The 25,510-nt window shown below is 34.9% G+C and carries 20 protein-coding genes and 1 pseudogene; 14 read left to right on the top strand and 7 right to left on the bottom strand.

Annotation, left to right across the window (positions count from 1 at the left end):
* The first annotated feature begins 83 nt into the window (after nucleotides 1–83).
* From GQS55_RS12385 to GQS55_RS12370, 4 genes and pseudogenes are all read left to right on the top strand, one after another.
* Nucleotides 84–2,549 carry a DNA polymerase II gene (locus GQS55_RS12385; protein WP_159820813.1) on the top strand — a complete coding sequence of 822 codons (2,466 nt, stop codon included), beginning with the start codon at nucleotides 84–86 and terminating at the stop codon, nucleotides 2,547–2,549.
* 252 nt (nucleotides 2,550–2,801) lie between these two features.
* Entirely contained in the window at nucleotides 2,802–3,368 is a 567-nt protein-coding gene (locus GQS55_RS12380; RefSeq protein ID WP_159820812.1) for a hypothetical protein, read from the top strand.
* Nucleotides 3,369–3,588: 220 nt separating this feature from the next.
* A complete protein-coding gene (locus GQS55_RS12375) occupies nucleotides 3,589–4,764 on the top strand; it encodes a cystathionine beta-lyase (RefSeq protein ID WP_159820811.1) in 1,176 nt (391 codons plus the stop codon).
* A gap of 91 nt (nucleotides 4,765–4,855) precedes the next feature.
* Nucleotides 4,856–6,063: pseudogene (locus tag GQS55_RS12370) on the top strand (IS256 family transposase).
* Nucleotides 6,064–6,156: 93 nt separating this feature from the next.
* Here GQS55_RS12370 and GQS55_RS12365 read toward each other — a convergent pair.
* The 3 genes from GQS55_RS12365 to GQS55_RS12355 all read right to left on the bottom strand — a co-directional run bounded on the left by GQS55_RS12365 (nucleotide 6,157) and on the right by GQS55_RS12355 (nucleotide 9,462).
* Nucleotides 6,157–7,575, bottom strand: a complete 1,419-nt coding sequence (locus tag GQS55_RS12365; protein WP_159820810.1) for an alkaline phosphatase — start codon at nucleotides 7,573–7,575, stop codon at nucleotides 6,157–6,159.
* A gap of 25 nt (nucleotides 7,576–7,600) precedes the next feature.
* Complete coding sequence (locus tag GQS55_RS12360) at nucleotides 7,601–8,761, bottom strand: endonuclease/exonuclease/phosphatase family protein (protein ID WP_159822816.1); 1,161 nt, start codon at nucleotides 8,759–8,761, stop codon at nucleotides 7,601–7,603.
* A gap of 77 nt (nucleotides 8,762–8,838) precedes the next feature.
* Nucleotides 8,839–9,462, bottom strand: coding sequence for a TetR/AcrR family transcriptional regulator (locus GQS55_RS12355; protein WP_159820809.1), 624 nt, complete (start codon nucleotides 9,460–9,462; stop codon nucleotides 8,839–8,841).
* A gap of 481 nt (nucleotides 9,463–9,943) precedes the next feature.
* On the opposite strand from GQS55_RS12355, the gene GQS55_RS12350 reads away from it, so the two are divergent.
* From GQS55_RS12350 to GQS55_RS12320, 7 genes are all read left to right on the top strand, one after another.
* Nucleotides 9,944–13,060, top strand: coding sequence for a TonB-dependent receptor (locus GQS55_RS12350; protein ID WP_159820808.1), 3,117 nt, complete (start codon nucleotides 9,944–9,946; stop codon nucleotides 13,058–13,060).
* A gap of 73 nt (nucleotides 13,061–13,133) precedes the next feature.
* Entirely contained in the window at nucleotides 13,134–13,691 is a 558-nt protein-coding gene (locus GQS55_RS12345) for a cytidine deaminase (RefSeq protein WP_328698899.1), read from the top strand.
* A 56-nt stretch (nucleotides 13,692–13,747) separates the two neighbouring features.
* Nucleotides 13,748–15,049 carry a thymidine phosphorylase gene (gene deoA, locus GQS55_RS12340; protein ID WP_159820806.1) on the top strand — a complete coding sequence of 434 codons (1,302 nt, stop codon included), beginning with the start codon at nucleotides 13,748–13,750 and terminating at the stop codon, nucleotides 15,047–15,049.
* Nucleotides 15,050–15,299: 250 nt separating this feature from the next.
* Nucleotides 15,300–15,650 (top strand): HIT domain-containing protein, encoded by a 351-nt coding sequence (locus GQS55_RS12335; RefSeq protein ID WP_159820805.1) that lies wholly within the window; start codon nucleotides 15,300–15,302, stop codon nucleotides 15,648–15,650.
* A gap of 121 nt (nucleotides 15,651–15,771) precedes the next feature.
* Nucleotides 15,772–16,836: a sensor histidine kinase gene (locus GQS55_RS12330; protein WP_159820804.1), complete on the top strand. Its 1,065-nt coding sequence runs from the start codon at nucleotides 15,772–15,774 to the stop codon at nucleotides 16,834–16,836.
* Nucleotides 16,837–16,880: 44 nt separating this feature from the next.
* On the top strand, nucleotides 16,881–17,735 hold the full coding sequence (locus GQS55_RS12325) for a LytR/AlgR family response regulator transcription factor (RefSeq protein WP_159820803.1): 855 nt from the start codon (nucleotides 16,881–16,883) through the stop codon (nucleotides 17,733–17,735).
* 90 nt (nucleotides 17,736–17,825) lie between these two features.
* A complete protein-coding gene (locus GQS55_RS12320; RefSeq protein WP_159820802.1) occupies nucleotides 17,826–18,095 on the top strand; it encodes an acylphosphatase in 270 nt (89 codons plus the stop codon).
* A gap of 69 nt (nucleotides 18,096–18,164) precedes the next feature.
* Here GQS55_RS12320 and GQS55_RS12315 read toward each other — a convergent pair whose 3' ends face one another.
* The 3 genes from GQS55_RS12315 to GQS55_RS12305 form a co-directional block, all read right to left on the bottom strand.
* Nucleotides 18,165–18,374: a DUF1653 domain-containing protein gene (locus GQS55_RS12315; protein WP_159820801.1), complete on the bottom strand. Its 210-nt coding sequence runs from the start codon at nucleotides 18,372–18,374 to the stop codon at nucleotides 18,165–18,167.
* An 86-nt stretch (nucleotides 18,375–18,460) separates the two neighbouring features.
* A complete protein-coding gene (ilvN, locus tag GQS55_RS12310; RefSeq protein WP_159820800.1) occupies nucleotides 18,461–18,958 on the bottom strand; it encodes an acetolactate synthase small subunit in 498 nt (165 codons plus the stop codon).
* 85 nt (nucleotides 18,959–19,043) lie between these two features.
* Nucleotides 19,044–20,771, bottom strand: a complete 1,728-nt coding sequence (locus tag GQS55_RS12305) for an acetolactate synthase 3 large subunit (protein ID WP_159820799.1) — start codon at nucleotides 20,769–20,771, stop codon at nucleotides 19,044–19,046.
* 517 nt (nucleotides 20,772–21,288) lie between these two features.
* Here GQS55_RS12305 and GQS55_RS12300 point away from each other — a divergent pair.
* From GQS55_RS12300 to yfbR, 3 genes are all read left to right on the top strand, one after another.
* A complete protein-coding gene (locus tag GQS55_RS12300; protein ID WP_159820798.1) occupies nucleotides 21,289–21,861 on the top strand; it encodes a DUF4136 domain-containing protein in 573 nt (190 codons plus the stop codon).
* 121 nt (nucleotides 21,862–21,982) lie between these two features.
* On the top strand, nucleotides 21,983–23,533 hold the full coding sequence (locus tag GQS55_RS12295) for an HD domain-containing phosphohydrolase (RefSeq protein WP_159820797.1): 1,551 nt from the start codon (nucleotides 21,983–21,985) through the stop codon (nucleotides 23,531–23,533).
* A gap of 13 nt (nucleotides 23,534–23,546) precedes the next feature.
* A complete protein-coding gene (gene yfbR / locus GQS55_RS12290) occupies nucleotides 23,547–24,161 on the top strand; it encodes a 5'-deoxynucleotidase (RefSeq protein ID WP_159820796.1) in 615 nt (204 codons plus the stop codon).
* A gap of 129 nt (nucleotides 24,162–24,290) precedes the next feature.
* Here the strand turns inward: yfbR and GQS55_RS12285 are convergent, their stop codons facing one another.
* Nucleotides 24,291–25,508: a pyridoxal phosphate-dependent aminotransferase gene (locus tag GQS55_RS12285; protein WP_159820795.1), complete on the bottom strand. Its 1,218-nt coding sequence runs from the start codon at nucleotides 25,506–25,508 to the stop codon at nucleotides 24,291–24,293.
* Nucleotides 25,509–25,510: the final 2 nt, after the last annotated feature.

Genomic DNA, 25,510 nt, shown 5'->3' with positions numbered 1-25,510 from the left:
AGTTTCCAAAGGTAAGATTATAAAGTACACTGCTGTATATATTAACAGGCTTTGTTTTTTCTCTCTATTTAATTTTAAAAAATATGCAAACTAATGTACCACAACAAATTCAACAAGGCTTTATACTCAGTCGGCAAGTGCAAGACAAAGGCAACGATTTACAGATCACATTGTGGTTAAAAACCGAGAAAGGTGCCAAAAAACTTGTTATTAATAATGAATTAGCCGTTTTTTTTGTTGAGCAACCACAAGCGAGTCACGCCGAGACCATATTGCAACAACAAGGCATTGCCCTTGTTAAACAAAAACCGTTAGCACTAAAAACGTTTGGTCAACAGTATGTGCATGGTTTTTACTTTGCTAATTTATCGCAGTTTTATCGCGCACGAGAATGTCTTAAAGCTAATAAAATAAAATGCTATGAAGATGATATACGCCCTGATGATCGTTATTTAATGGAGCGCTTTATTACTGCTGATATTGATTTTTTGTCTAGCAGTAAGTCGAATACTGACCAAACGAATAATACCTTTCTTAATCCCTCTCAAGTTAAGTGTAAAAAATCAGCACACCCGGTAGCAATCAACTTGAGTATGTTATCACTTGATATTGAATGTTCTATGGCTGGAGAGCTTTATTCAATCGGCCTTTATGCTAATAATAATGAAGAATTTAAACGCGTATTAATGATAGGTGAGCCTCAGCTTGATGCTGAATATTATATTATTTGGGTTGCCAATGAAAAACAGTTACTCATTGAGCTCATTAAACAAATAGACATTATTGATGCTGATATTTTTATTGGTTGGAATGTGATTAATTTTGACTTTCGTTTATTACAAAAGCGTTGTGACCTTCATCAACTGAAACTTTCTATTGGACGTGATGGCAGTGTACCTCGCTGGCGAACTAACAGTAACAATACTGATCAGCAGTTTATTGAAATCGCCGGTAGAGTTGTGCTTGACGGTATTGATTTACTTAAAACAGCAACCTATAGCTTTCCTAGTTTTTCCCTAGATAACGTTGCGAATACGTTATTAGGCATAGGAAAAAAAGTTGATAATGTTGAAAATAGAGTTGATGAAATTACAGATAATTTTTTAAATAATAAATCGGCTTTAGCTGCTTACAACCTTGAAGATTGCCGATTGGTATGGCTAATATTTGAAAAAACTCAATTGTTAGAATTTGCCCAATTGCGTGCGCAATTAACCGGACTCGCAATTGATAGAATAGGTGGCTCTGTTGCGGCTTTTACTAACCTTTATTTACCTAAACTTCATCGTAGTAGTTATGTCGCGCCCAATATGGGAGACGGAGTTTCTGGTTTAATATCTCCAGGTGGCTATGTTATGGATTCGATACCTGGCCTCTATAGCAATGTGTTAGTGCTTGATTTTAAGTCTCTTTATCCTAGTATTATTCGCAGCTTTAAAATAGATCCTATGGGGTTAGTTGAAGGTTTGCTTGAAGTAGAAAATGACAACGCAATAAATAAGGAAGCTGATCCCAGAACACTTGAACCAAATAAAAAAGTGATTAAGGGGTTCGATGGTGCGTATTTTTCACGAGATAAACACTTCTTACCCGATATTATCACTTCACTTTGGTTAGAGAGAGATAAAGCGAAACTACAAAAGAATGCGGCATTATCACAAGCAATTAAGATTATCATGAACAGTTTTTATGGTGTTTTAGGTTCAACAGGTTGCCGGTTCTTTGATCCTAGGCTTTCGGGCTCTATTACTAAACGAAGCCATGAAATTTTAAAAAAGACAACACATTGGATTGAAGAAAAAGGTTTTCGTGTTATTTATGGTGATACCGATTCAATCTTTGTGCATGTTGGTGATGATAAAACTGTTGATGAATGTAAAAAACTAGGACGAGATTTACAGGGCTTTATTAATGAAAAGTGGCAACATTATATAAAAGAAGTTTTTGACTTGCCTTGTGATTTAGAAATTGAGTTTGAAACACACTTCACCAAATTTTTAATGCCAACAATTCGAGGGCAGGAAGCGACGAAAGGACAGAAGGTTGGCACTAAAAAAAGGTATGTTGGTTTAAGTGATGGGAAATTAATTTTTAAAGGGTTAGAAACCGTTAGAAGTGACTGGACTCAAGTGAGTAAAGTATTCCAGCAAGAATTGTTCAGACTTGTATTTGATGGTCTACCAATAGAAGAATACATCTGTACTATATTGAGTGAAATAAGGGCAGGTAAGCACGATAAGAACCTAGTCTATATGAAAAAAATAAGAAGAGATCTTAACGATTATGTTAATACACCACCTCATATCAAGGCATGTTTAATTGCTAATAAAGCCTTAATAGATTCAGGTCAGTCACCTAAATATAGAAGAAGAAGTATTATTGAATATGTTATGACCTTAAATGGTGTCATGCCAATAGAGCTATCGAAAGGAAATTTAGATTATGAGCATTATATTGATAAACAGATTAAGCCAATAGCTGATGATGTGTTACCTTTTTTAGGTAAATCCTTCGATGTCATTGTTAGTAAACAAATTAATTTATTTTAGTTGACTGTTGTTTGTTATCTTATGCTGATTTGATTTTTCAGTCGTTATTTCATTTTATAACTTGTGTACTCTGTCTTCCTTATGCTGCAATTATTATTTTAAGCCCTTCTTTACTAAGCAAGTTACTTAGGTGCATTCTGGTTGCTTGTCTATTTTAAAACTGGCATGATTTAATGAACATTTATGCAAATCAGTAATAACTAACCTGAGCTCGGTTTAAGAGTTCATATTAAGTATATAAAAAGGAATTTTATGTTGTCGGATAAAACAAAATCGTTTCTCAGAGTTATTCTGAATTTAAAGCCATCTTTTCGGTTTCTTATAACCTATATTGTCATTTGGTTTGTTTGGCATAATGAGTTTATTATTTCACTGGTGATGACCAGTGGCGGATTAAACGTAAGACTGCAAACTGCTTTTGAATCTGTCAGTTCAAATCAATATTTAGTTGTTTTATTTTTAACGATAATGCTAACACTTATTATCTACGGATTTGATTATTTAACACAAGTCTTAGCAGATGATGATAACAGTGAAGAATTTACCCTGTTACAAAATGGTAATAGCGCTAAGAATGAAAATGAAATGAACATTAAACAACTAATGACAACATTAGAAAGTGTTCAACTAAAGCTAGCAGAATCATTAGAAAGAGAAAAACAATACAAGCAGGAAAAAACAGTAAGTATGAGTAATATGATTCAGTTACAGAACCAATTAGATGAGTTAACTGCAGATAATATTATTTTAAATGAAGAAAATAATAAATTGAAATTAAAGACAAGTAATAAGGCGGATGCTGTTTTGTGTCAATCATAACAAGATACAAGCAATCTAAAACTTGTCTCAATACTTTTATTATTAACTATTATTCTAATGAATTGTTCTAGATATCTATTTCAGTTATCACTTATTAGCTATCAGTTTTAAAACTTAACAGATAACAGGTGAATTATTTTTCATTTCCCTGTATAAATATAAGTAAGTTTAGATGGCTAGATAGCTATTTTAAATAATTAAACCTAAAGGTCAGATTTAAATGAAACAAGATACTAGAATTGTTACTGCAGGTCGCAAAGCAAAATGGACAAATGGTGTAGTTAATCCAAGTGTTACAAGGGCTTCAACTGTTGTGTTTGAAACTGTTGCTGAAATGAATAATGCTTTAAAGAATCGCAATAATCAAACCATGGTATATGGTAGAAGAGGTACAACAACAGCGTTTGCTTTTAGTGATGCCATGACCGAATTGGAAGGCGGTGCTGGTTGTGCATTGTATCCTTCAGGTACCGCAGCGATAACTAATGCAATTATCTCATTTGTAGAAAGTGGCGATCATATTTTAATGGTTGATAGCGCCTATGAACCAACGCGCGATTATTGCGATAAAATTTTGGCTAAAATGGGGGTCGAAACAACGTATTATGATCCGCTTATTGGTGCTGGTATTGAAGCGCTAATTAAACTAAACACAAGAATTGTTTTCTTAGAATCTCCCGGTTCAATTACGATGGAAGTACAAGACGTACCAACCATTGCAAAAATAGCACACCAGCATAACTGTATTGTCATGCTTGATAATACTTGGGCTGCCGGCATTAACTTTAAACCGTTTGATTTTGGCGTGGACATTAGTATACAAGCAGCCACTAAATATATTGTTGGGCATTCTGACGTTATGTTGGGTACAGCAACAGCAACAGAAAAATATTGGCCACAATTACGTGACAATAGTTATTTAATGGGTCAGTGCACATCGCCTGATGATCTGTACCTTGCTCTACGCGGTATCAGAACGATTGGTGTACGTTTGAAGCAACATCAAAAAAGTGCATTAACTGTGGCTAATTGGTTAAAAGAAAGACCAGAGGTAGATACTATTTTACATCCTGCTTTTGAATCTTGCCCAGGACATGAATTTTTTAAACGTGATTTTACCGGCTCTAATGGCTTATTTTCTTTTACCTTAAATTGTGGCAATAGAGAAGCACTGACGGCGTTTCTTGATGGTTTATCACATTTTAAAATGGGGTATTCTTGGGGAGGATTTGAATCACTTATTTTAGGTATTACCAGTGTTGATTCAATTCGTAGTGCAACCAAGTGGACAGCTAAATTTCCGTTAATCCGTTTACACATTGGTTTAGAAGATGTGGATGATTTAATTGCAGATTTAGAACAAGGTTTTGAACGTTTTAATGAAAAGTTAAAGTAAAATAAAATGCGGAAGGTGGGGAGCCTGTAACAGATTTTGTGTAAGTACCTTTCATCAGTTACCCTAGTGGTATCAAAGAAAGGTAAAACACATGAACCATAAAGAACTTGAAGCTTTTGCAAAAGAAGCCGCAAAAAGTATTAAAACAGGCGAAGATTTAGATAAATTCAGAGCTATGCTAACCAAGGTTACTGTTGAAGCGGCACTAAATGCCGAATTAGACGACCACCTTGGTTACGCTAAACATGAAAAAACGAGTACGCCCAACAACCGTAACGGGTTTAGCGCTAAAAAAGTTAAAACCGAGGACGGAGAGTTTGAGCTAAATACACCACGTGACCGTGATGGTAGCTTCGAGCCGCTCCTCGTAAAGAAAAATCAAACACGATTCACCTCTATGGACGACAAGATTTTATACCTTTACGGCAAAGGTATGACGACGCGCGATATCGTCGACTCGTTTGATGAATTTTATGGCGCAGAAGTCTCTCCCACCTTAATTTCTCGTGTGACCAATGCGGTAATTGAAAAAGTCGATGAATGGCAAACAAGGCCGTTAGAGCCTGTTTATCCTATCGTTTATATGGACTGTATCCGTCTAAAAATCAGAGAAGATAATAAGGTTATCAACAAAGCGGTTTATTTAGCGCTAGGCGTTGATGTCACAGGGCAAAAGGACTTACTGGGTATGTGGTTCTCTGAAAATGAAGGGGCTAAATTCTGGCTTAATGTGTTGACCGAGCTCAAAAACCGAGGCGTTCAAGATATCCTTATTGCCTGTGTTGATGGTTTAAAAGGCTTTCCTGATGCCATTAATACCGCCTTTGAAAATACTCAAATACAGTTATGTATTGTACATATGGTAAGGAATTCGCTGAAATTTGTGCCTTATACTGATTATAAAGCGGTAACCAAAGACCTAAAAAAATTTACCAAGCGATTAATGAAGAGCAAGCATTGAAGGCATTAGATGCATTCTCAGCACGCTGGGACGATAAATACCCAAGCATATCAGCTTCCTGGCGACGTCATTGGGATAATCTCAATACCTTATTCATTTACCCGAATGATATCCGCAAGGCTATATACACAACGAATGCGATAGAATCGTTAAACAGCGTTATACGCAAAGCGGTTAAAAACAGAAAGGTATTTCCCAACGATGACTCAGCTAAGAAAGTTATTTACTTAGCCATTACTCAAGCATCGAAAAAATGGACTATGCCAATAAGGAATTGGAAATCGGCCTTGAATCGTTTTATGATTGAATTCGAAGACCGTATTTCAGACTATATTTAAAAATGGTACTTACACAGATATTGTTACAGGGTCAAGGTGGGTTTTAAACATCCACCTTCATCATTCATTTTTAGTTTTTTCGCCTTTTTTAAGTTACTTTTTACCTAATAACATAAATATTTTTTTAGCTATATCAGTATTATCCTGCGAGCCATCAAACAATTCACTGTGTTGTCCAAAAGAAAATACAGGGACATCTATAGCGGTATGACCACCCGTAGTCCAACCACTGTTACTACGCATATCCATTACTTTTTTAACACTATTATTTAAAGAAACTTCACTGTCAGGCATGCTTTTACTTCGGTACATGTTTTCATCGATTTTAGGGTTGTTTTTACTATCGATCAGTAAACTAAGCTCTTCTTGAGATAGTTCAAAATTGAATAATGACGTTGTATTACTAGGGCTAATTTTATTCGTCGCTAATTCTTTTGCGATATAATTAACGGAATGTTTCATTGTACGAAGTTTTTCTGCATTCCATTCATATTTTCCATTAGCAGCAATAGTAAAACCACCAGTGCTATGATCGGCTGTTATTACAACAAGCGTATCTGGGTGATTCTCAACAAAGTGTTCTAAATATTCGATTGTTTTTGCTAAATCATCCATTTCAGCCATGGCGTCACCGATATTGTTGCCATGAGCAGCCCAATCAATTTGGCTGCCTTCAATTAACATAAAAAATCCATTATCTGGGGCATTATCTGTTTTTTGTAAATCAAGCAGATGATGTATACCTGCTTTAGTCATTGTTGATAAACGGTGTTGATTTGTATCGTCTAATGCCCAAGGTAAACCAACATCACCAAAAAGTCCTAGTACAGGTTTATCTTTAGGAAAGTTATCTAAGCCTTGGTAATTATCAAGGTAATGAAAACCAGCATCTTTAAACTCATTTACTAAGTTTCGGTCTTCACGGATGAAGTATTTCCAGCCACCACCAAGGTAAAGATCTGCTTTTATACCATTGTCTATATAGCTATCGGCAATTTCATTGTAATTATTACGGCTTTCATTGTGTGCCAGATATGAAGCTGGTGTAGCATGGTTAATTTGGGACGTTACAACTACACCTGTTTTTTTACCTTGTAATTTTGCCCATTCTAATACTGTTTGTATTTCTTTTTTGTTTACATCAACACCTATAGCACCGTTGTAACTTTTTACGCCGGTCGATAATGCTGTTGCACTTGCTGCGGAGTCAGTGACTACGCCAGAAACAGGAGCTGGGTAGGTACTTGATAAACCTTTAAGGTGGCGATCAAATACTGTTTCTTCCACAACTGTTGTTTTTGGGTTATCGCTGAAATAGCGGTAAGCGCTTGTGTAAGCTGGTCCCATACCATCGCCAATTACCATAATAATATTTTTTGGTAAGTTAGTAGGCATAACCGTTGATAATGTGTTCATTGTTTCTTGCGCTACTACTTTGTCATTTATGTGAGTCGTGTTTGCACAAGACACACAAAGTAATGACAGTGAAATAGCAGATAAAAATAGTTTCATTGTTCTTTCCTGTGTTTAAAACAAATTATTTAGTTAAGTCAAGGTCAACCCAGACAAGTCTATGATCTGATGATGCTTTTCTATCTTTTATCAATCGAAAGGCCTCATCATTTTTTTGTGGCCAAAATACGCCAGAATCTTTAATTGTAAAGCCAAGTACCGAAGGAAGAACGTAGTCTGCTCGCATTCCCCAATATGCTGTATGGTATTGAGCGTTTACATTGTCACTTTGATGTGACTCTCCACCTAAACTTGTTGGCATAGGGTCTTGTAATTTATCATTTGTAATTAAGGCATTAATACTTGAATTAATTGCATCACCTTCAACGCTTGATGCATTTTGGTCGCCTAATATAACAAAAGGTTGATTAGGTGATAATCCCCCTTTGTTATCATTATCATCATAGATGTAGCTGGCTTGTGTATTATTGATGTAATCAAACCAAAAACGTATTTCATCATGATTACGTTTGCCGTTACGATTTTCTGGGCCATCAAACACAGGTGGTGTAGGATGACTAGCTAAAATATGTACCGTATTGCCATTAATATTTACTGGGATATCCCAATGTGACTTTGACGACAACCTTAATTTACTCCATACATCATCACTAAACCAAGATTTTTTAGTACTAGGATCAATCGGTTTTAAAGCACCTGGCATATCACTCCATTTGAAGTGTTGGAATGTTCTAATAGCTTTTTCATTAATAGGGTATTTAGATAATAAAACCATTCCATAATGGCCTTCAAAATAACCAAAACCATGTAAGTTATTCGTGGTTGGTTGATTATTTTTATCATCATTGTTGATGTTTGTGTTTACTTTGACGCCAGTATTAACTGTTCCTTGATAAAAATAAGGGTAGTCAATACTGGTTTGTTTATTTTGCTCTTTACCTAAATAATTTTGAAGAAAATAAAGAATGTTTTCATGATTTTTATCCACATGATCAAATTCATTTAATAAAATTATATCGGGGTTAACACGTTGAATTATTTCAGCAATGTTTTTAATTTGTTGGTTGTTATTCTTTAATGCTTGAGTAAGCTCATCACCTGTTACGTTAGGTGTTCTATTTAGCGAAGGTTTAGCATAGTTGAATGCTTCCATACTGACATTGAAAGTAGCAATACGTAGTTTCGTTTTAGCTTCTTTATTTATATGTGTGTCATCTGTTGCCATAGCTTTACTCAAAATAGTTGTACTTAATAGAAAAACGCTAAAAAGGGCTAATCCACTTAACTTAAAAAAGTTTTTTATCATTTTAATTTACAGCCTCGTAAAATTATATCTGTCAGAAAGTTTGTAACATGTTCAATATCATCGCTCTCATAATCAGCTCGATTCATTATAGTTAATATTTGATTATCAAAATCAGCATAGTGTTGGGTTGATGACCAAATGAGCAATATTAAATTGACTGGATCTACCGCGTGCATCTCACCGTTATCAATCCAGTGCTGAAATATTTTTGCTTTTTCTCTCACCCATTGCCGAAGGTAGGTACGGGCAAAATCTTTTAGGTGTTGTGCACCTTGGATAATTTCCATCGCATAAATTTTAGACGCCTTTGGGTTGTTGAAAGACATGGTAACCTTAGCTCTAATAAACTTTTCTATAGCGAGTTTAGGACCATCTTCAAGTAAAATATCTCCGATGCCTTCATCCCACATATTGAGTGTTTTTTCTAAAACAGCATGATAAATATTCTCTTTATTTTTAAAGTAATACAAAACATTAGCTTTGGGTAAACCTGCATTATCTGCGATAGATTGTACAGTCGCTCCTTTATACCCTTGTAATATAAATTCGTCTTGAGCGGCGTTCAGTATTTTGTCTGTACTGATCGTTCGTATTTTTTGTGATTTAGTAGTTTTATTCATTTTTATTTGATTTTTAACTAATATTGACTATTTTTCATAAGAGATTACATAACTTTCACTGGTGATTATTAACCATTTTTTCATTAAATCATAGTGAGGTTACACTGAAGTTAAAGAGGATTTTTATGGTTATATCTACCATAATTAATACCAATAATACGTGTTTTTTTAGTTACTATATTTGTGTTAGTTTTTACTTTCTTGTCCTATTGGTCTATTTATTTATTGCTAAATAATCTGCTAATCCTATAGATATTGTCTATAAAAAGCAAAAAGCTGACCTTTTGGTTTGTTTTTTATTATAACGCTTTTTTTTTTAGTGAAATTGGGTTAATTTATACAGGTATGTAATAAAAATGTAATGAAACTTTGGTTAAATTGACTACATTGCTTTAGGTCAGATAAAACGGTAAACAAACTTTAGATTAATATAGTCTGAAGAAAATAATAATTTATACATAAAACACATAGGAATATTAACATGAAAACCCACTCTATCTCTCGAATAGCGGGCGCCCTTGTTGTTGCGCTTGGTTTGTCAACATCTGTTATTTCAACAGATGTTGTTGCAAACACAACTTCTTCGGGTATTAAAGGACAAGTTGTAGGACCTCAAGGCAATGCTGCTGCGGGTACTAAAATTACGATTACTCACGTTCCATCAGGAACGACGAAAACAGCTGTTGTTAATGAATCAGGTCAATTCTCTGCTAAGGGTTTACGTGTTGGCGGACCATACAGTATTGTTGTTGATTCAAATAGTTTTAAAGATACTGAGCTATCAAATGTATTTTTAACTTTAGGTGAAACTTACCCTGTTAGTGTTTCATTAGAAGCACAAGAATCAATGGAAACTATTCAAATAACTGGACGAATAGTTAATAATAATTATGGAAGTACTAGTCCTGCTTCTAATTTTAATTTAAAAGATATTGAACTAGCACCAAGTGTCGATCGCGACCTGAAAGATGTTATTCGTGTTGATCCTCGTGTATATATTAATGAATCTAGCTCAAATGCAATTGTTTGTGCTGGTGGTAACCCACGCTTTAACAGTCTAACTGTTGATGGCGCTCGTATGAATGATAACTTTGGTTTGAATGGCAATGGTTATCCAACAGTTCGTATTCCATTTTCATATGATGCAATTGATCAAGTTTCTGTTGAATTAGCTCCTTTTGATGTTCAATACGGTGGTTTCACCTCTTGTAATATTAATGCTGTAACTAAATCTGGTGGTAATGAGCTTCACGGTAGTGTTTTTGTTGATTACACAAGTGATTCTTTAAAAGGTGATAGTTTAGAAGGTGATTCTATTGATACAGGTAGTTATAACGAAAAACGTTATGGCTTTAATGTTGGCTTCCCATTAATTGAAGACGAGTTATTCTTCTTTGCTGCTTATGAAAAGTTAGATGGCTCTCAAATCATGCAATATACTGCATTTGATAACGGCGCTATTTCACAAAGTGATATTGATAACATTATTCAAATATCAAAAGATAAGTATAACTATGATCCAGGCTCTATGGTTTCTAGTATTCCAGTTGATGATGAAAAAATCTTAGTTAAGTTAGATTGGAACATCAATGACCAACATCGTTTAAACTTTGTGTATAACTACAATGATGGCTATGAAATTGGTCAATCTGACGAAGGTTCTTCGCGATTATCATTATCTAACCATTTTTATGAGCGTGGTGCAGAGTTTACGAATTATGTTTCGTCTTTATATTCAGATTGGACAGATAACTTTTCTACTGAGTTTCGTTTAGGTTATTCTAAATTAGAAAATCGTCAAACATCGTTAGATGAATCGAGTGGCTTTGGTGAATTCAGAATTGAAAACGTTGGCTCAGATGTTGATGTTTATTTAGGTCCTGATGATTCTCGTCAGTCGAACGAATTGAACTACGATACATTATCATTAAAAATTGCTGGTACTTATTACCTTGATGAACATGAGCTATATTTTGGTTTCGAACGTGAAGAATTAGACGTATTTAATTTATTTGTTCAGCATTCTCAAACTGAAACACGTTTTAATAATGTTACCGACTTTGAAAATGGTTTAGCTGATGATGTTTACTACGGTAATGCGTCTTCACTTAATCCTGCGGATGCGGCTGGTGAATTTAAATACGCATTAAATACGTTATACTTTCAAGATAAGTTTGAGCTAGATTCATATGATATTACCATCACTGCGGGCCTTCGTTATGATTGGTACACAAGTGATGATAAACCAAACTATAATCCTAATTTTGAAGAACGTAATGGTTTTTCAAATGCTCAAAACTTAGATGGTATTGACTTACTTCAACCGCGTTTAGGTTTGAATTGGGTCGTTAATGATCAATTAGAAGTTCGTGCCGGTGCTGGTCTTTATTCTGGTGGTAATCCAAACGTTTGGATTTCTAATAGTTATTCAAATGATGGTGTTCGTAATATTCAAGATAGTTCTGTTCGAGATGCATATATTTTGGGTCCTGATGCTATTGCTTATGATGGCACTGGGCAACCAGGATACGACATTCCTGTTGACCAAATTAACAATGTGAGCACAGGAACTGCAGATTCAAGCACTAACTCAACAGATCCTGATTTTGAAATTCCTTCAGAATGGAAATATTCATTAGGCCTTACTTATGTGACTGAGTCAGAATATGTAATTACAGCAGATTACTTATTTACTGATAAAGAAAACTCTGCGATTGTAAATGATTTAGCAGCAGTAGTAACTGATATAGCTCCTGATGGCAGACGTATCTATGAAAGCTCTCGTGGTTTTGATAACGATTTCTACTTAACGAATGTTAGTGGTCAAGATGGCGAAACAACTGTTGTATCTTTCGCTGTTAGTAAAGAATATGAAAATGGCGTGTCAATGACAGCATCTTATGCATTCACAGAAGCTAAAGATGTTCACCCAATGACTAGTTCTGTTGCGTTTTCTAACTACCATGGCATTGCAACTGCAGATCCGCAATCTCCAGGTGTTGCAACGTCGAATTACGAAGTTCCACATAGATTTACATTAAATGTAAATTACTCTCATGAATTCTTTGATGGCTTAGATACAAACTTTAGTTTGTTCGGTCAAGCGATGCAAACTCATGGTTATGACTATAACTTCTCTAATGATTCAGATGGATTTGGTTATAATGATTCAAGTCGTCAGTTATTATATGTACCTACTGAAAGTGACAGTAAAGTAATTTACGGTGCTGATTTTGATTTAGATGCATTTAACAACTTTATTGCTTCTGAAGGTCTAACTCGCGGTGGAATTATTGAGCGTAATAGCCTTGATGGTGGTTGGTGGACTAAGTTTGATGTTCGTGTTGAGCAAGAAATCCCTGGTTTCACTGAAGATCATAAAGCAAGTGCATACCTAGTAATAGAAAACTTTGGTAACTTGTTAAATGATGATTGGGGTGTACTTAAAGAAGGTAACTTCTTACAAGGTGCTGTAGAAGCTTCAATTACTGATGATGGTCAATATTCATATAATAAGTTTACTTCTCCTAGTAGTGAAAGTAGACAAACTGATGCGTCATTATGGGAAATTCGTATTGGTGTTAGTTACGATTTCTAATGATTAATTTATAAAAGCGTAACCTTAAAAACCGTGCTTTATCGCACGGTTTTTTTATGTCTAACTTTTAGTTATTTTAATTATATTTTTAGAAAAATATTTACTACTAAATTTAATAATTGATGTTAGTATAACTAAATACTTGACCGTATGGTCAAGTAATATTCTTAAGCTAGAAAAAGTGAGTAAATTAATGAGTAACAATATTGATGCTAGTGTTTGGCAAAACCTTGTCGACAATGCAAAGCAAGCTTACCAGCAAGCTTATGCACCTTATAGTGAGTTTAGAGTAGGTGCTGCAGCGTTAACGACAGATACTAAAATAGTGCAAGGCTGTAATGTTGAAAATGCATCTTATGGGTTAACTGTTTGCGCTGAACGTAATTGTATTGCTCAAGGGGTTATTCATAATACAAGCAATAAAACCGTTGAGTTCACTGCTCTGGTTGTTTATACCGAACAAGAGATACTAACGCCGCCTTGTGGTGCTTGCCGACAAGTCATTGCTGAATTCTTTCCTCAAGATGCTTTAATTATGGCAGCTAACCATTTGAATCAACAGCAACACTGGACGGTAGCAGAGTTATTGCCCGATGCATTTACTCCCTACAACCTTATCAATAAGACCTAGTAAAATATAACAACTACTTAAAATAATAATTAAAAAAGACAGAAAGGATTAAATAAATGTTATTACCCCAAGAAATTATCGCTAAAAAGCGAGATGGTGAAGTACTTAAACAAGATGAAATTAAATTTTTTGTTGATGGCTTAGTATCTAATAATTTTAATGATGCGCAAGTTGGCGCAATGGCAATGGCAATTTTTCAAAAAGGCTTAGTACCTCAAGAAACTGTAGAATTAACAAAAGCCATGATGCATTCAGGTGAGGTATTATCTTGGCAGGATTTAGATGGACCTGTTATTGATAAACATTCTACTGGCGGTGTTGGAGATAAAGTTAGCTTTATGCTCGCTGCTATTGTTGCCGCTTGTGGTGGTTACGTACCTATGATCTCAGGGCGAGGACTTGGCCACACTGGAGGTACTGCAGATAAGCTTGAAAGTATAGCGGGCTTTAATGTTCAGCCTAATTTATCCGATTTTAAACGCATTGTTGCTGATCTTGGTGTGGCAATCATTTCTCAAACACCTGACTTAGCGCCGGCAGACAGACGTTTATATGCTATACGTGATGTTACCGCTACTGTTGCTTCTATCCCGCTTATAACTGCTTCTATTTTATCTAAGAAACTTGCTGCAGGGCTTGATGTGTTAGTGATGGATATAAAAATGGGTAACGGTGCTCAAATGGAAGATTTAGCACAAGCGAAAGCATTAGCAAATAGTATCACTACTGTTGCTAATGGCGCTGGAGTAAATACCCAAGCAATTATTACTGATATGAATCAAGTGCTTGGTAGTACCGCAGGTAATGCATTAGAAATGTATGAAACCGTAAAATATTTAACGGGTAAGCTTCGTGAGCCAAGGCTTCATCAAGTAGTTGTTACTTTAGCGAAAGCGATGTTAATTAATGGCAAACTCGCTAATAGTGATAATGAAGCACAAGTAAAAATAGATCATGCATTAGATTCAGGTAAAGCAGCTGAAATTTTTGCTAAAATGATTAGTGCTTTAGGCGGACCAACGGATCTACTTGAACAACCTTGGCGCTCTATGAATAAAGCAGCCCATATCATTGAAATATTATCTCCTTGTAATGGGTACATCAAAGGAATGCAAACTCGTGATATTGGTTTCTCTGTTGTCGGTTTAGGTGGTGGACGTATTAGTAATGATCAAAAAATTGACCACAGTGTTGGTTTTGATCGTATTTTACCGATTGGCACTCGTGTTAACCGAGGTGATGTTATTGCAAGAGTACATTCGAACTCTTTAGATAGTGGAGAACTTGCTAGTAAGCAATATATAGACGCAGTTAGTTTTTCAGATACACCGGTTGATGACCCACAAATTATTTATTAACTATTAAGTTATTATAAATAGCAAATAGCGAGTAACTTTTATTTCTATTCTCTCTGCAGAATAGAAATAAAATTGAATAAATGAAAATCAATATAAGTAACTCGAGTAGATTTACTTTTATAGTTTGTCGATACTTTATGATTGTTAATTAGTTGTTTAGGGAAGTTGTTTAGCGAAAGTTGTTTACCGAAAGTTTTTTTAACGTAAAATAGCAACAAATCATAAAGTAACTTATATTGTAGAGATGACTATGACAGCTGAAACTATTTTTTCTAAAATTATTAGACAAGAAATTCCAACGCCATTACTTTACCAAGATGAATTAGTAAGCGCTTTTAGGGATATTGCCCCACGCGTGAGCACTCATATCTTAATTGTACCTAATAAGCATATCCCTACCACAAATGATGTTACTGATGCTGATGAGTTAACCATGGGACGTATGTTTACTGTCGCTAGAAAGTTAGCTAAACAAGAAGGCATTGATGAAAGTGGCTATCGATTAATTGTAAATTGCAATAGTGATGGTGGTCAAGAAGTATACCATATTCATATGCATTTACTTGGAGGTCAACGTTTAGGCGAAATGTTGATGGTTTGATTACATTTTAGGTTATAAAAACGATAAGCAGTTATATAGTTAAGACTAAAGGCAGTGCACTTAATTTTTAGCTAACGCATAATTAAGGTATATGTAGACATTATACTTTCTAGGATTTTATGTGAATTGGAAAGCATTGCTCGAAAATAGAAATCGCCTATTCTGGCTTGTTCACACTGCAGGTTGGTTTGGCTTTGCGTTAGTGCATTACTTGGGGTCTTTACTTCATAATTTGCGCGATATATTTGTCGTTATTATTTTTTTAAACGCTTATGCTGGTTGGTTGTTTTCTGTTCCTCTTCGTTATATATATCGTAGGGTTTGGAATCTTCCGCCACTTAAAATAGCGCTTGTGGTTGTTTTCTCTTCTTATATCACGGGCGTTTTATGGCAAGTTGTTAAAAACCTAAATTATTGGGAAATATATAAACACGGCTATAAACCAGATTTTATCTTGATGTATACCCAATCAAGTGTCTGGTCGTTTTATATCATTCTCAGCTGGAGTGTTTTGTATTTTGGTACTAAATACTATCAAATGTTACAAGTTGAAAAGCAAAATGTATTAAAAGCAAATTCTGTTGCTCATCAGGCTCAGTTAAAAATGTTGCGATACCAGCTTAATCCACACTTCTTATTTAATACGCTTAACGCTATTTCTACACTCATCTTGTTAAAAGATAATGTTACAGCTAATGGTATGGTAACCAGATTAAGTGAGTTCTTACGTTATTCTCTTGATAAAGATCCGATGAAAAAAGTGACTTTAAATAGTGAAATTCAAGCGCTAGAGTTATATTTAGATATCGAAAAGGTCCGTTTTGAAGAGCGGTTACAAGTTTATATTTCTATTAATGAAAATTGTGAAAAAGCATTAGTACCCAGTATGATTCTGCAGCCTATTGCTGAGAACGCAATTAAACATGCAGTTGCGACACAAGAAAGAGGTGGCAGTATTACAATCACAGTGAATAAATTTGCTAACGATTTAATGATAGAATTAGCGGATGACGGACCTGGTGCAGAAATTGTTGATGGTAACTTATATCGAGAAAATGGTGTAGGGTTAGTGAATACTCGTGAACGTTTAAATGCTTTATATACTAATAATTATTCACTTGTTGTTGCTAATAATATCCCATCGGGTGTTAAAGTAAGTATTCGTATGCCATTTGAATTATTATAATGTGTTCAGTGAAACTATTTAAAGCACATTATCAGGATTGAGTTATGATTTTTCGCACAATTATTGTAGATGATGAACCGCTTGCTCGAAAGGGGTTAAGCATACGTCTACAAAGCTTCAGCGATATTCATATCATTGAACAATGTAGTAATGGCAGAGAAGCGATTGAAGTAATACGAGATAATCAGGTCGATTTAATGTTTCTTGATATTCAAATGCCTGGGTTAACTGGTTTTCAAGTTATTGATGAAATTGAAAAGCAAGGGTTGAGAATGCCACTGGTGGTTTTTGCCACGGCTTTTGATCAGTATGCGATTAAAGCTTTTGAAGTATATGCGCTTGATTACATTTTAAAACCAACCAATGAAGAGCGCCTTGCTCAAACACTTGACAAAATTAGACAACACTTTAAATCAAGTACTGATGCAGAGCATAAGTCTAAATTGATTAAATTAGTCAGTGATGTCACCGGTAACAATTATCAACAAATCTTAACAGAGCTTACTAATAACCAACCTGTCAGTCTATCTAATTACTCGGATATATTAGCGATTAAAGATGTTGGTGAAGTCACTAGAGTTCCCGTTAAAGATATTATTTGGATTGATGCTGCCGGAGACTATATGTGTGTTCATACAACTAATACTTCGCAACATCAGTCGCTAGATAATCCACAAGAAAATACACATATCTTAAGAAAAACAATGAAGCAACTTGAAGAGCATCTTGATCCAAAAGTGTTTATTAGAAACCACCGCTCTACTATTGTTAATAAAGACTATGTTGAAAAATTTTGTAGCCAAGCAAGTGGTGAATATTTATTGATATTGAAAAATGGCAAAGAATTAAAAGTAAGTCGTAGTTATAAAGAAAAAGTTAAACAAGCAATAAATAGTTAATTTTATTGTTTTTTGAACTTTTAATTTAAGATTAGCGTCTATACTTTAGTTTATATAAGTATCAAAAATATAATTAAAAGAGTTTACATAATGAATGTTAGTTACATTAGTCATATATCAGGTAAGGTTCAAGGTGTTTACTTTAGGGTATCAAGTCAACAAAAAGCAATTGAGTATGGACTCAGTGGCTATGCTCGCAACTTAGCTGATGGTGACGTAGAAGTATTTCTTTCAGGTAAAGATGTCGATGTACAAAAAATGCTAGTGTGGCTAGAAACGGGCCCTACACTAGCAGATGTTACTAAAGTTCAACACAAACAAGTAGATTGGCAAGAGCATAACTTTTTTTCTATAAGCTAAAAATACTTAAACTACACAAAATCTATCATAAGGACTACATTCAAAATTAGGTATTCAATACTTTGGCGATCATTCTTCTATATGCTTGAAGCGTTGAATACTTTTACCCTCTCTGATAATAGTTTCATTGAACATTGCTAAAGGGCGAACCCAAATATCGTCTGAACTATCAAAAGGGTGATAAACAACTAAATATTCTTCCGTTTCACTATGTCTTGCAAGGTGAAGTACTTGATAGTAACTCCCTTTAAAGTGTTGATATTTTCCTAATTTAATCATTAAATATTTCCAGTAATATAAAGTTAAAAAAATAGAACTGTAAAGTAAACATACTTTACAGCATCCTATTTTTTAAAAGAGAGTGCTTATACTCGTAAAGACTTATCGCCACGTGCCATGCCAACGCAACCTGAACGAGCCGATTCTATTATTTCTGTTTCATTACTTAACACTTCAATAAAGGCGTTAAGCTTATCACTGTTACCGGTTAATTCTATCGTATAAACTTGTTTGCCAATATCAATAATAGAGCCACGAAAAATATCTGTTACTCGCTTAACTTCAGTACGAGACTTGTCATTTAAAGCGGCAACTTTAACGAGCAGTAACTCTCGTTCAACATGTTTTCTATCTGTTAGTTCAGACACTTTAATAACGTCAACTAGCTTATTTACTTGCTTTACAATTTGCTCTAAAACTTTGTCATCGCCTATGGTTGAAATTGTGATTCGAGATAAGCTGTTATCATCCGTTGGAGCAACAGTTAAGCTTTCTATATTAAATGCTCGTTGAGAAAAAAGACCAACGATACGTGATAAAGCACCAGCTTCATTTTCCAGTAGGATCGCTAAAATATGTCGCATTATGCCTTATCTCCTTTAGTAGCTATATCAGCCCATATGTCATCAATATTATTTACGTTCTTTTTACATTTTGATAAATATTTCATTAGGCTTTAACTCCTTTAGATATCCACATGTCATCAATACCGCCTTGGCGAATATGCATAGGATAAACATGTTCTTTTTCGTCAACTAATACGTCGACAAATACTAATTGATTTTTAATACTAAAAGCTTCTTTTAATTTTGGCTCTAATTCATCTAAAGTATCAATTTTAATACCTACATGGCCGTAAGCCTCTGCCACTTTAATGAAATCAGGAAGTGACTCCATGTAAGATGAGGCGTGTCTGCCATCGTAAACCATATCTTGCCATTGACGTACCATACCAAGAGAACGGTTATTCAACGTAATTATTACTACCGGAAGGTTGTACTGTTTACAGGTAGATAATTCTTGGATATTCATTTGAATTGACCCGTCACCGGTAATGCAAATAACATGTTTATCTGGAAAGGCAAGTTTGGCGCCCATAGCTGCGGGTAGGCCAAACCCCATAGTACCTGCGCCACCTGAATTTATCCATTGGCGAGGTTTATCAAACGGATAGTATTGGGCTGCAAACATTTGATGCTGCCCTACATCTGATGCAACGTAAGCTTGCCCCTCGGTAATTCGATACATGGCTTCTATTACACGTTGAGGTTTTATTTTTTCACCTTCTGCTTGTTTATAGCTCACACTTTTTACATCGCGCCATACGTTGACTTGTTCCCACCAATCTTTTAATGCTGCTTCATCAGGTGTGTAATTAATTGCGCTAAGTTCATCAAGTAATTGCTGCATTACAATGTCAACTAAGCCAACGACAGGGATATGTGCGTTGATAGTTTTTGATATTGACGTTGGATCAATATCTACATGAATAATATTTGCATTAGGACAGAATTTTTCAACATTATTCGTTACTCTATCGTCAAAGCGAACCCCAAGTGCAAGAATAACATCAGCATTAGCCATTGCTTTATTTGCCTCTAAGCTACCATGCATACCTAGCATACCAATAAAGTTTTCATGGGTTCCTGATATACCGCCAAGACCCATTAAGGTATTAGTGATAGGAGCTTTTAATGTTTCAACTAATTTAGTTAATAGCTCTGAAGCATTTGCGATAACAATACCGCCACCAGAATAAACCACTAACTTTTTCGCTTCATTGATTGCTTTTGCGGCTTTACGAATTTGTTTTGGATGACCTTTAATATTTGGATTATAAGAGCGTATTGTCGGGTTAGTTTCAATAGTAAAGGGCGCTTTATTTTGTGGTATAAGTAAGTCTTTTGGTAATTCAACCACAACTGGGCCGGGTCTACCTGTACTAGCAATGTAGAATGCTTTAGCAATCACGTTAGGGATATCTGCTAAATCGCGACAATTGAAGCTATGTTTAATAATAGGGCGTGTACAACCCACAATATCAGTTTCTTGAAATGCATCATTACCAATTAAGGTTGTTGGCACTTGACCAGCCAATACCACCATTGGAATAGAATCCATGTAAGCTGTCGCTATTCCTGTAACACAGTTTGTCGCGCCAGGACCAGAGGTTGCTAGAACAACACCAACTTCACCAGTAGCTCTAGTATAACCATCAGCCATATGAGTAGCTGCTTGCTCATGGCGTACTAAAATGTGTTCAATTTCATCTTGTTGGAAAATAGCATCATAAAGATCTAAAACTGAACCTCCAGGGTAGCCAAAAATATATTTAACCTTAAGTGCGGATAATGCTTTTACTACCATTTCTGCACCAGTAAAAAGTTCTGTTGTCATATTGATACCTATTAATGATTAATACATAAAAAACCCTCGGCCTAAAATAGAGCGAGGGTTTGGTTATTTATTTGTATATCTGTTTTAATTAAAATTAATTTTTAAAACAACCTAACCCTCGAAGTGATTTGACTATCACTACGACCATGAGGACGACGTTTAATTTATTGTTTTGATTAATTGAATACATGCTTAACTAACTTAATTAAATTTAATTATGGTAAAAAGATAATACTTGGCTCTATTTTTAAAGGGTTTAACAATAACTGTCAACCTTTAATTACAATAAGGCATAATATTTCTTAATATTTTTTTAATAGGATGATAAGTTATTTGAAATAAAACAAGGATTATAGTTTATTTCCTATTTATTCTGTTTAAGCGTGCCATGATGATTTATAGTTAACGCAATGTTACATTTAATAAGCAGTAGTATTTTAGTATTTACGGTAGTATTAAAAAGTTAGTACTGAATTCTTTAGTTAAGTTTTAATTAAATAAGTGGAAGGTGGGAAATATGAACGCTATAAAAGTAACATTAGTTACTGTATTCGTTTTACTTGTTGCAAGCTGTGCAAGTACTTATAACGTAAAAGTTGGCTCTGATAAGAATGAGAATATAGATACGGCGAACTATAAAACTTTTGCCTGGTTAACACCCGCTAAAATAATGGCACCAGCTGAGGATTTTAACCCGGTTATGAAGTTTCGTGTCGATGAAGCTATTGAAAAAGCATTTATAGCCAAAGGCTACACATTAATAGCCGAAGCTGAAAAAGCTGATTTTACTATTTCTTATACTGTGGGTAGCAGAGATAAAATTAAGGTGAGTAGCTATCCTTCTTCATACAATGCTAGTTTTGGTTGGGGACGACGTTATTATGGCGGTATGTTTGGCAGAAGCATAAGAGATGAAGTGACAGTTCGTCAATATACTGAAGGCAAGTTAGCAATAGATGTTTATGATGTTAAACTGCGTCAACCGGCATGGCATGGTTGGGCCACAAAACGTATCACTTCTAACGATGAAAACGGTACGTCAGGTATTGTTAAAGATGCTGTGAATGAAGTAGTTACACAATTTAATTAATAAGTATTTGTTTTAAATAAAAAGCGGCTTTTGCCGCTTTTTTTGTATATTTTTAATGCTTTTTTTATTATGTGCATTACACTGATTAATAAGGCTAAACTGAAAATGATAAACAAATCAAATGAATGATTTTATTTTTAAAGAAGAATCAGAAGAAAATAGCGGCTTAAGTACAAAAAAATGCAATAAAAAATGGCGCATTCTCGTTGTTGATGATGATGATTCAGTACACCAAGTTACTAAACTAGTTTTGAATGACGTTGAAATTGAAGGTCGTCCGTTAGAGATAGTCTCCGTCTTCTCTATGATTGAAGCTAAGGAGCAGTTATTAAGGGATGATGATTTTTGCATGGCATTTGTTGATGTTGTGATGGAAACCGATTATGCCGGTTTAGAGTTAGTACAATGGATACGAAAAGAGTTAAAGAATCAGGCTATTCGCTTAGTACTTAGAACGGGACAGGCAGGAACTGCGCCAGAAGCAAAAGTCATTAAAGAGTATGATATTAATGATTATAAAGAAAAGACAGATTTCACATCTAATAAAATGATCACCACAGTGTACGCTAGTATTAGAGCATATCGAGATATTACAACTATTCAGCGTAGTTTAGATGCTTTTAAAAAGTTACTTGAAGCGACTCATGATTTACTTAAGAAAGATCAATTAAAATCTTTTGGCTCTGCTGCTTTAAGTCATTTATTATCATTAATGGATGTAGATAGTTCAGCATTATATATTGCTCGTACTCAAATTGATTTTGACATGCAATCATCTAGTTTAATACTTGCTTGTACTGGTAAGTATGTCAGTAAGTCTGACTCTTTAGAATCATCAGATATATCAGAGGGTGTAAAAGAAAAAATTAAAAAAGTATTTAAAGACAAAAAACATTTCAGTAATGAAAACTGTTTCGTTGGCTATTATCAGTCGCCAGGAAATGCTGCCTCTGTTTTGTATATCGAGTTTGAAAATGACAAGGAAGAGCATTTTAATGTTAGTTTGGCAGAATTATTTGCTACCAATGTAGCGCTAATTTTAGAAAACTTGACCAAACAAAAAGAAATAGAAAAATCACAACAAGAGTTACTTTTTATTATTAGTGAAGCGGTTGAAGCGCGAAGTAAAGAAACAGGATCTCATGTAAAGCGCGTTGCTTCGCTTTGTGAATTATTAGCAAAAAAAATAGGGTTAGAAGACTCTTTTGTTAAGGCATTGTATTTAGCCGCTCCGTTACATGATTTAGGAAAAATTGCAGTACCAGAAGATTTATTACAGAGAACTGAAAAATTAACACATGAGGAGTGGGAGGTTATGAAACCCCAAACACAAACTCAAATAGGTGAAGGTCTTTTACAACAGCCTACTGCAAATGTGTCTAAATTAGCATCGAGACTAGCGCATTACCATCATGAGAATTGGGATGGGTCTGGTTACCCTGATGGACTAAAAGGGGAGAGTATTCCTATAGAATCAAGAATTATGGCTATTGTTGATGTATTTGATGCGTTAGGCTCTAAACGATGTTACAAAGAGCCATGGTCAGACGAAAAAATAAAAGACTTTATTATGTCAGAAAAAAATAAAAAGTTTGATGCCGCGTTGGTTGATTTAATCATTGAAAATTTTGATGAATTCACTGCACTTAGAGCAAAATTCTCAAATAATTAGTAAAAAGGATTGTATGTTTCATCATAAAAAAGGTAGTTTTAGCGCATGGATGTTAAGATTAAGAAAGATAATACGCTGGCCATTAATGACTTCAAGAGAGCCCGAAACCTGTGCACAGCACTCATTTGAAGTTGCGTTAATTAGTCATCAAATTGCCTTGATTGGCAAAATAAAATTTAATCGGACTTACGATCCTTCTGCAATAGCTTTAGCCGCTTTGTATCATGAAGCCAGTGAATCTGGAGGCGTGGGTGATATTCCTAGTCCATTGAAATATTATAATCCTGAATTAACGAAACAAATCAAGAAAATAGAAAGTGAAGTAGAGCACTCTATGGTGTACCAAGGGCTGCCTGACTATTTACACGAAGCTATGGCGCCGTTAGTGATTCAAGCAAATGTAGATAAGCAGACCAAAGCTATCGTTAAATCAGCAGATGATTTAGCCGCATATCATTACAGTCTATCAGAAGTAAATGTTGGTAACAGAGAATTTATAGACGCGGCTAAATTGTTAGAAGGTAGAGTAAGTAAACATTGTGAGCAATGGCCAGAAGTTAATGAATACTTCCTGTCTCAATTCCCTGCTTGTATGCAAACATTAGACGAGCTTTCTCGTCCAGATTAATCATACCAATCTCACTAGCTATGTGATCATTTCTACTTGCTAAAATTGTTCACTTAATTAATGAAACTTATATCATTATGTTTTAAGGTAAGCGAGGTAAGATTAACCCTCGCTTATCATTATCCTATTCTATACTTGCTGATAAGTTGAAAAGAAGTTTTTAAGTTTTATCAATGCAGGTACTAATTCATCTACATGTGGCAAAAATACTAATCTGAAATAGTTATTAGCTTCAATATTAAAAGCACTGCCATGCACGAGTAGAATTTTTTCTTGCTTAAGTAGATCTAAAATCATTTTTTCATCGTTAGTGATGTTAAATTTCTCAGCATCTACTTTTACAAATAAATATAAAGCCCCCATCGCTGGATGGCATGACAAACCATCAATATCATTAATCATTTTTGCAGCAATATTACGTTGCTTTAATAAACGTCCATCACCGGTGATTAACTCATTAATACTTTGATACCCACCTAAAGCTGTTTGAATAGCATGCTGGCAGGGCACGTTGGCGCATAATCGCATTGACGCTAATATATCAAGGCCTTCCAGGTAATCTTCAGCATGTATTTTAGGACCAGAAACAACCATCCAACCGGCTCTAAAACCAGCAATACGGTAATTTTTAGATAACCCCCCCATGGTGATGATCAGTACATCCTGCGCAAGCGATGCAGTAGGAATATGTTTAGCTTGGTCGTATAATATTTTATCGTAAATTTCATCACTAAAAATAATTAAACTATGCTTTCTGGCAAGCGCTATAATTCCCTGAAGTACTTCTTCAGGGTAGACCGAGCCGGTTGGATTATTAGGATTAATTAAGACAATGGCTTTCGTTTTATCTGTGATTTTACTCTCCATATCTTCGATATCCGGATACCAAAAATTTTCATCATCACAAATATAATGCTTAGGAGTACCGCCAGATAAAGCAACTGCTGCTGTCCATAATGGGTAGTCCGGAGCAGGAATTAATACTTCATCGCCATTATTTAATAAGCCTTGCATAGCCATCACAATAAGTTCGCTAACACCATTGCCAATAAAAATATCATCTACTCTGACATCTTTAATACCTTGCTGTTGAAAATATTGCATAACAGCAACGCGAGCAGAGTATATTCCTTTTGATTCACTATAGCCTTGAGAGCTAGGTAAATTGTAGATAACGTCTTTTAATATATCTTCAGGGGCTTCAAAACCAAATGGGGCAGGGTTGCCAATATTCAATTTGAGAATTTTATGGCCTTCATCTTCTAAGCGACGCGCTTCGGCTGCTATTTGCCCTCTAATTTCATAACAAACATTGTTTAATTTAGATGACTTGATAATAGCTTTCATGG

This window comes from Colwellia sp. 20A7, assembly GCF_009832865.1.
GTDB lineage: Bacteria > Pseudomonadota > Gammaproteobacteria > Enterobacterales > Alteromonadaceae > Colwellia.
This window is presented reverse-complemented; position numbering and strand designations above follow the sequence as displayed.

Coding starts and splice junctions, on each gene's coding strand:
- GQS55_RS12295 (WP_159820797.1), top strand. CDS start 21,983: ATGAATGATTTTATTTTTAAAGAAGAATCAGAAGAAAATAGCGGCTTA.
- GQS55_RS12355 (WP_159820809.1), bottom strand. CDS start 9,462: ATGAATAAAACTACTAAATCACAAAAAATACGAACGATCAGTACAGAC.
- GQS55_RS12300 (WP_159820798.1), top strand. CDS start 21,289: ATGAACGCTATAAAAGTAACATTAGTTACTGTATTCGTTTTACTTGTT.
- deoA (WP_159820806.1), top strand. CDS start 13,748: ATGTTATTACCCCAAGAAATTATCGCTAAAAAGCGAGATGGTGAAGTA.
- ilvN (WP_159820800.1), bottom strand. CDS start 18,958: ATGCGACATATTTTAGCGATCCTACTGGAAAATGAAGCTGGTGCTTTA.
- GQS55_RS12320 (WP_159820802.1), top strand. CDS start 17,826: ATGAATGTTAGTTACATTAGTCATATATCAGGTAAGGTTCAAGGTGTT.
- GQS55_RS12285 (WP_159820795.1), bottom strand. CDS start 25,508: ATGAAAGCTATTATCAAGTCATCTAAATTAAACAATGTTTGTTATGAA.
- GQS55_RS12350 (WP_159820808.1), top strand. CDS start 9,944: ATGAAAACCCACTCTATCTCTCGAATAGCGGGCGCCCTTGTTGTTGCG.
- GQS55_RS12315 (WP_159820801.1), bottom strand. CDS start 18,374: ATGATTAAATTAGGAAAATATCAACACTTTAAAGGGAGTTACTATCAA.
- GQS55_RS12325 (WP_159820803.1), top strand. CDS start 16,881: ATGATTTTTCGCACAATTATTGTAGATGATGAACCGCTTGCTCGAAAG.
- GQS55_RS12360 (WP_159822816.1), bottom strand. CDS start 8,761: ATGGCAACAGATGACACACATATAAATAAAGAAGCTAAAACGAAACTA.
- GQS55_RS12385 (WP_159820813.1), top strand. CDS start 84: ATGCAAACTAATGTACCACAACAAATTCAACAAGGCTTTATACTCAGT.
- GQS55_RS12305 (WP_159820799.1), bottom strand. CDS start 20,771: ATGACAACAGAACTTTTTACTGGTGCAGAAATGGTAGTAAAAGCATTA.
- GQS55_RS12375 (WP_159820811.1), top strand. CDS start 3,589: ATGAAACAAGATACTAGAATTGTTACTGCAGGTCGCAAAGCAAAATGG.
- GQS55_RS12335 (WP_159820805.1), top strand. CDS start 15,300: ATGACAGCTGAAACTATTTTTTCTAAAATTATTAGACAAGAAATTCCA.
- GQS55_RS12365 (WP_159820810.1), bottom strand. CDS start 7,575: ATGAAACTATTTTTATCTGCTATTTCACTGTCATTACTTTGTGTGTCT.
- GQS55_RS12380 (WP_159820812.1), top strand. CDS start 2,802: ATGTTGTCGGATAAAACAAAATCGTTTCTCAGAGTTATTCTGAATTTA.
- yfbR (WP_159820796.1), top strand. CDS start 23,547: ATGTTTCATCATAAAAAAGGTAGTTTTAGCGCATGGATGTTAAGATTA.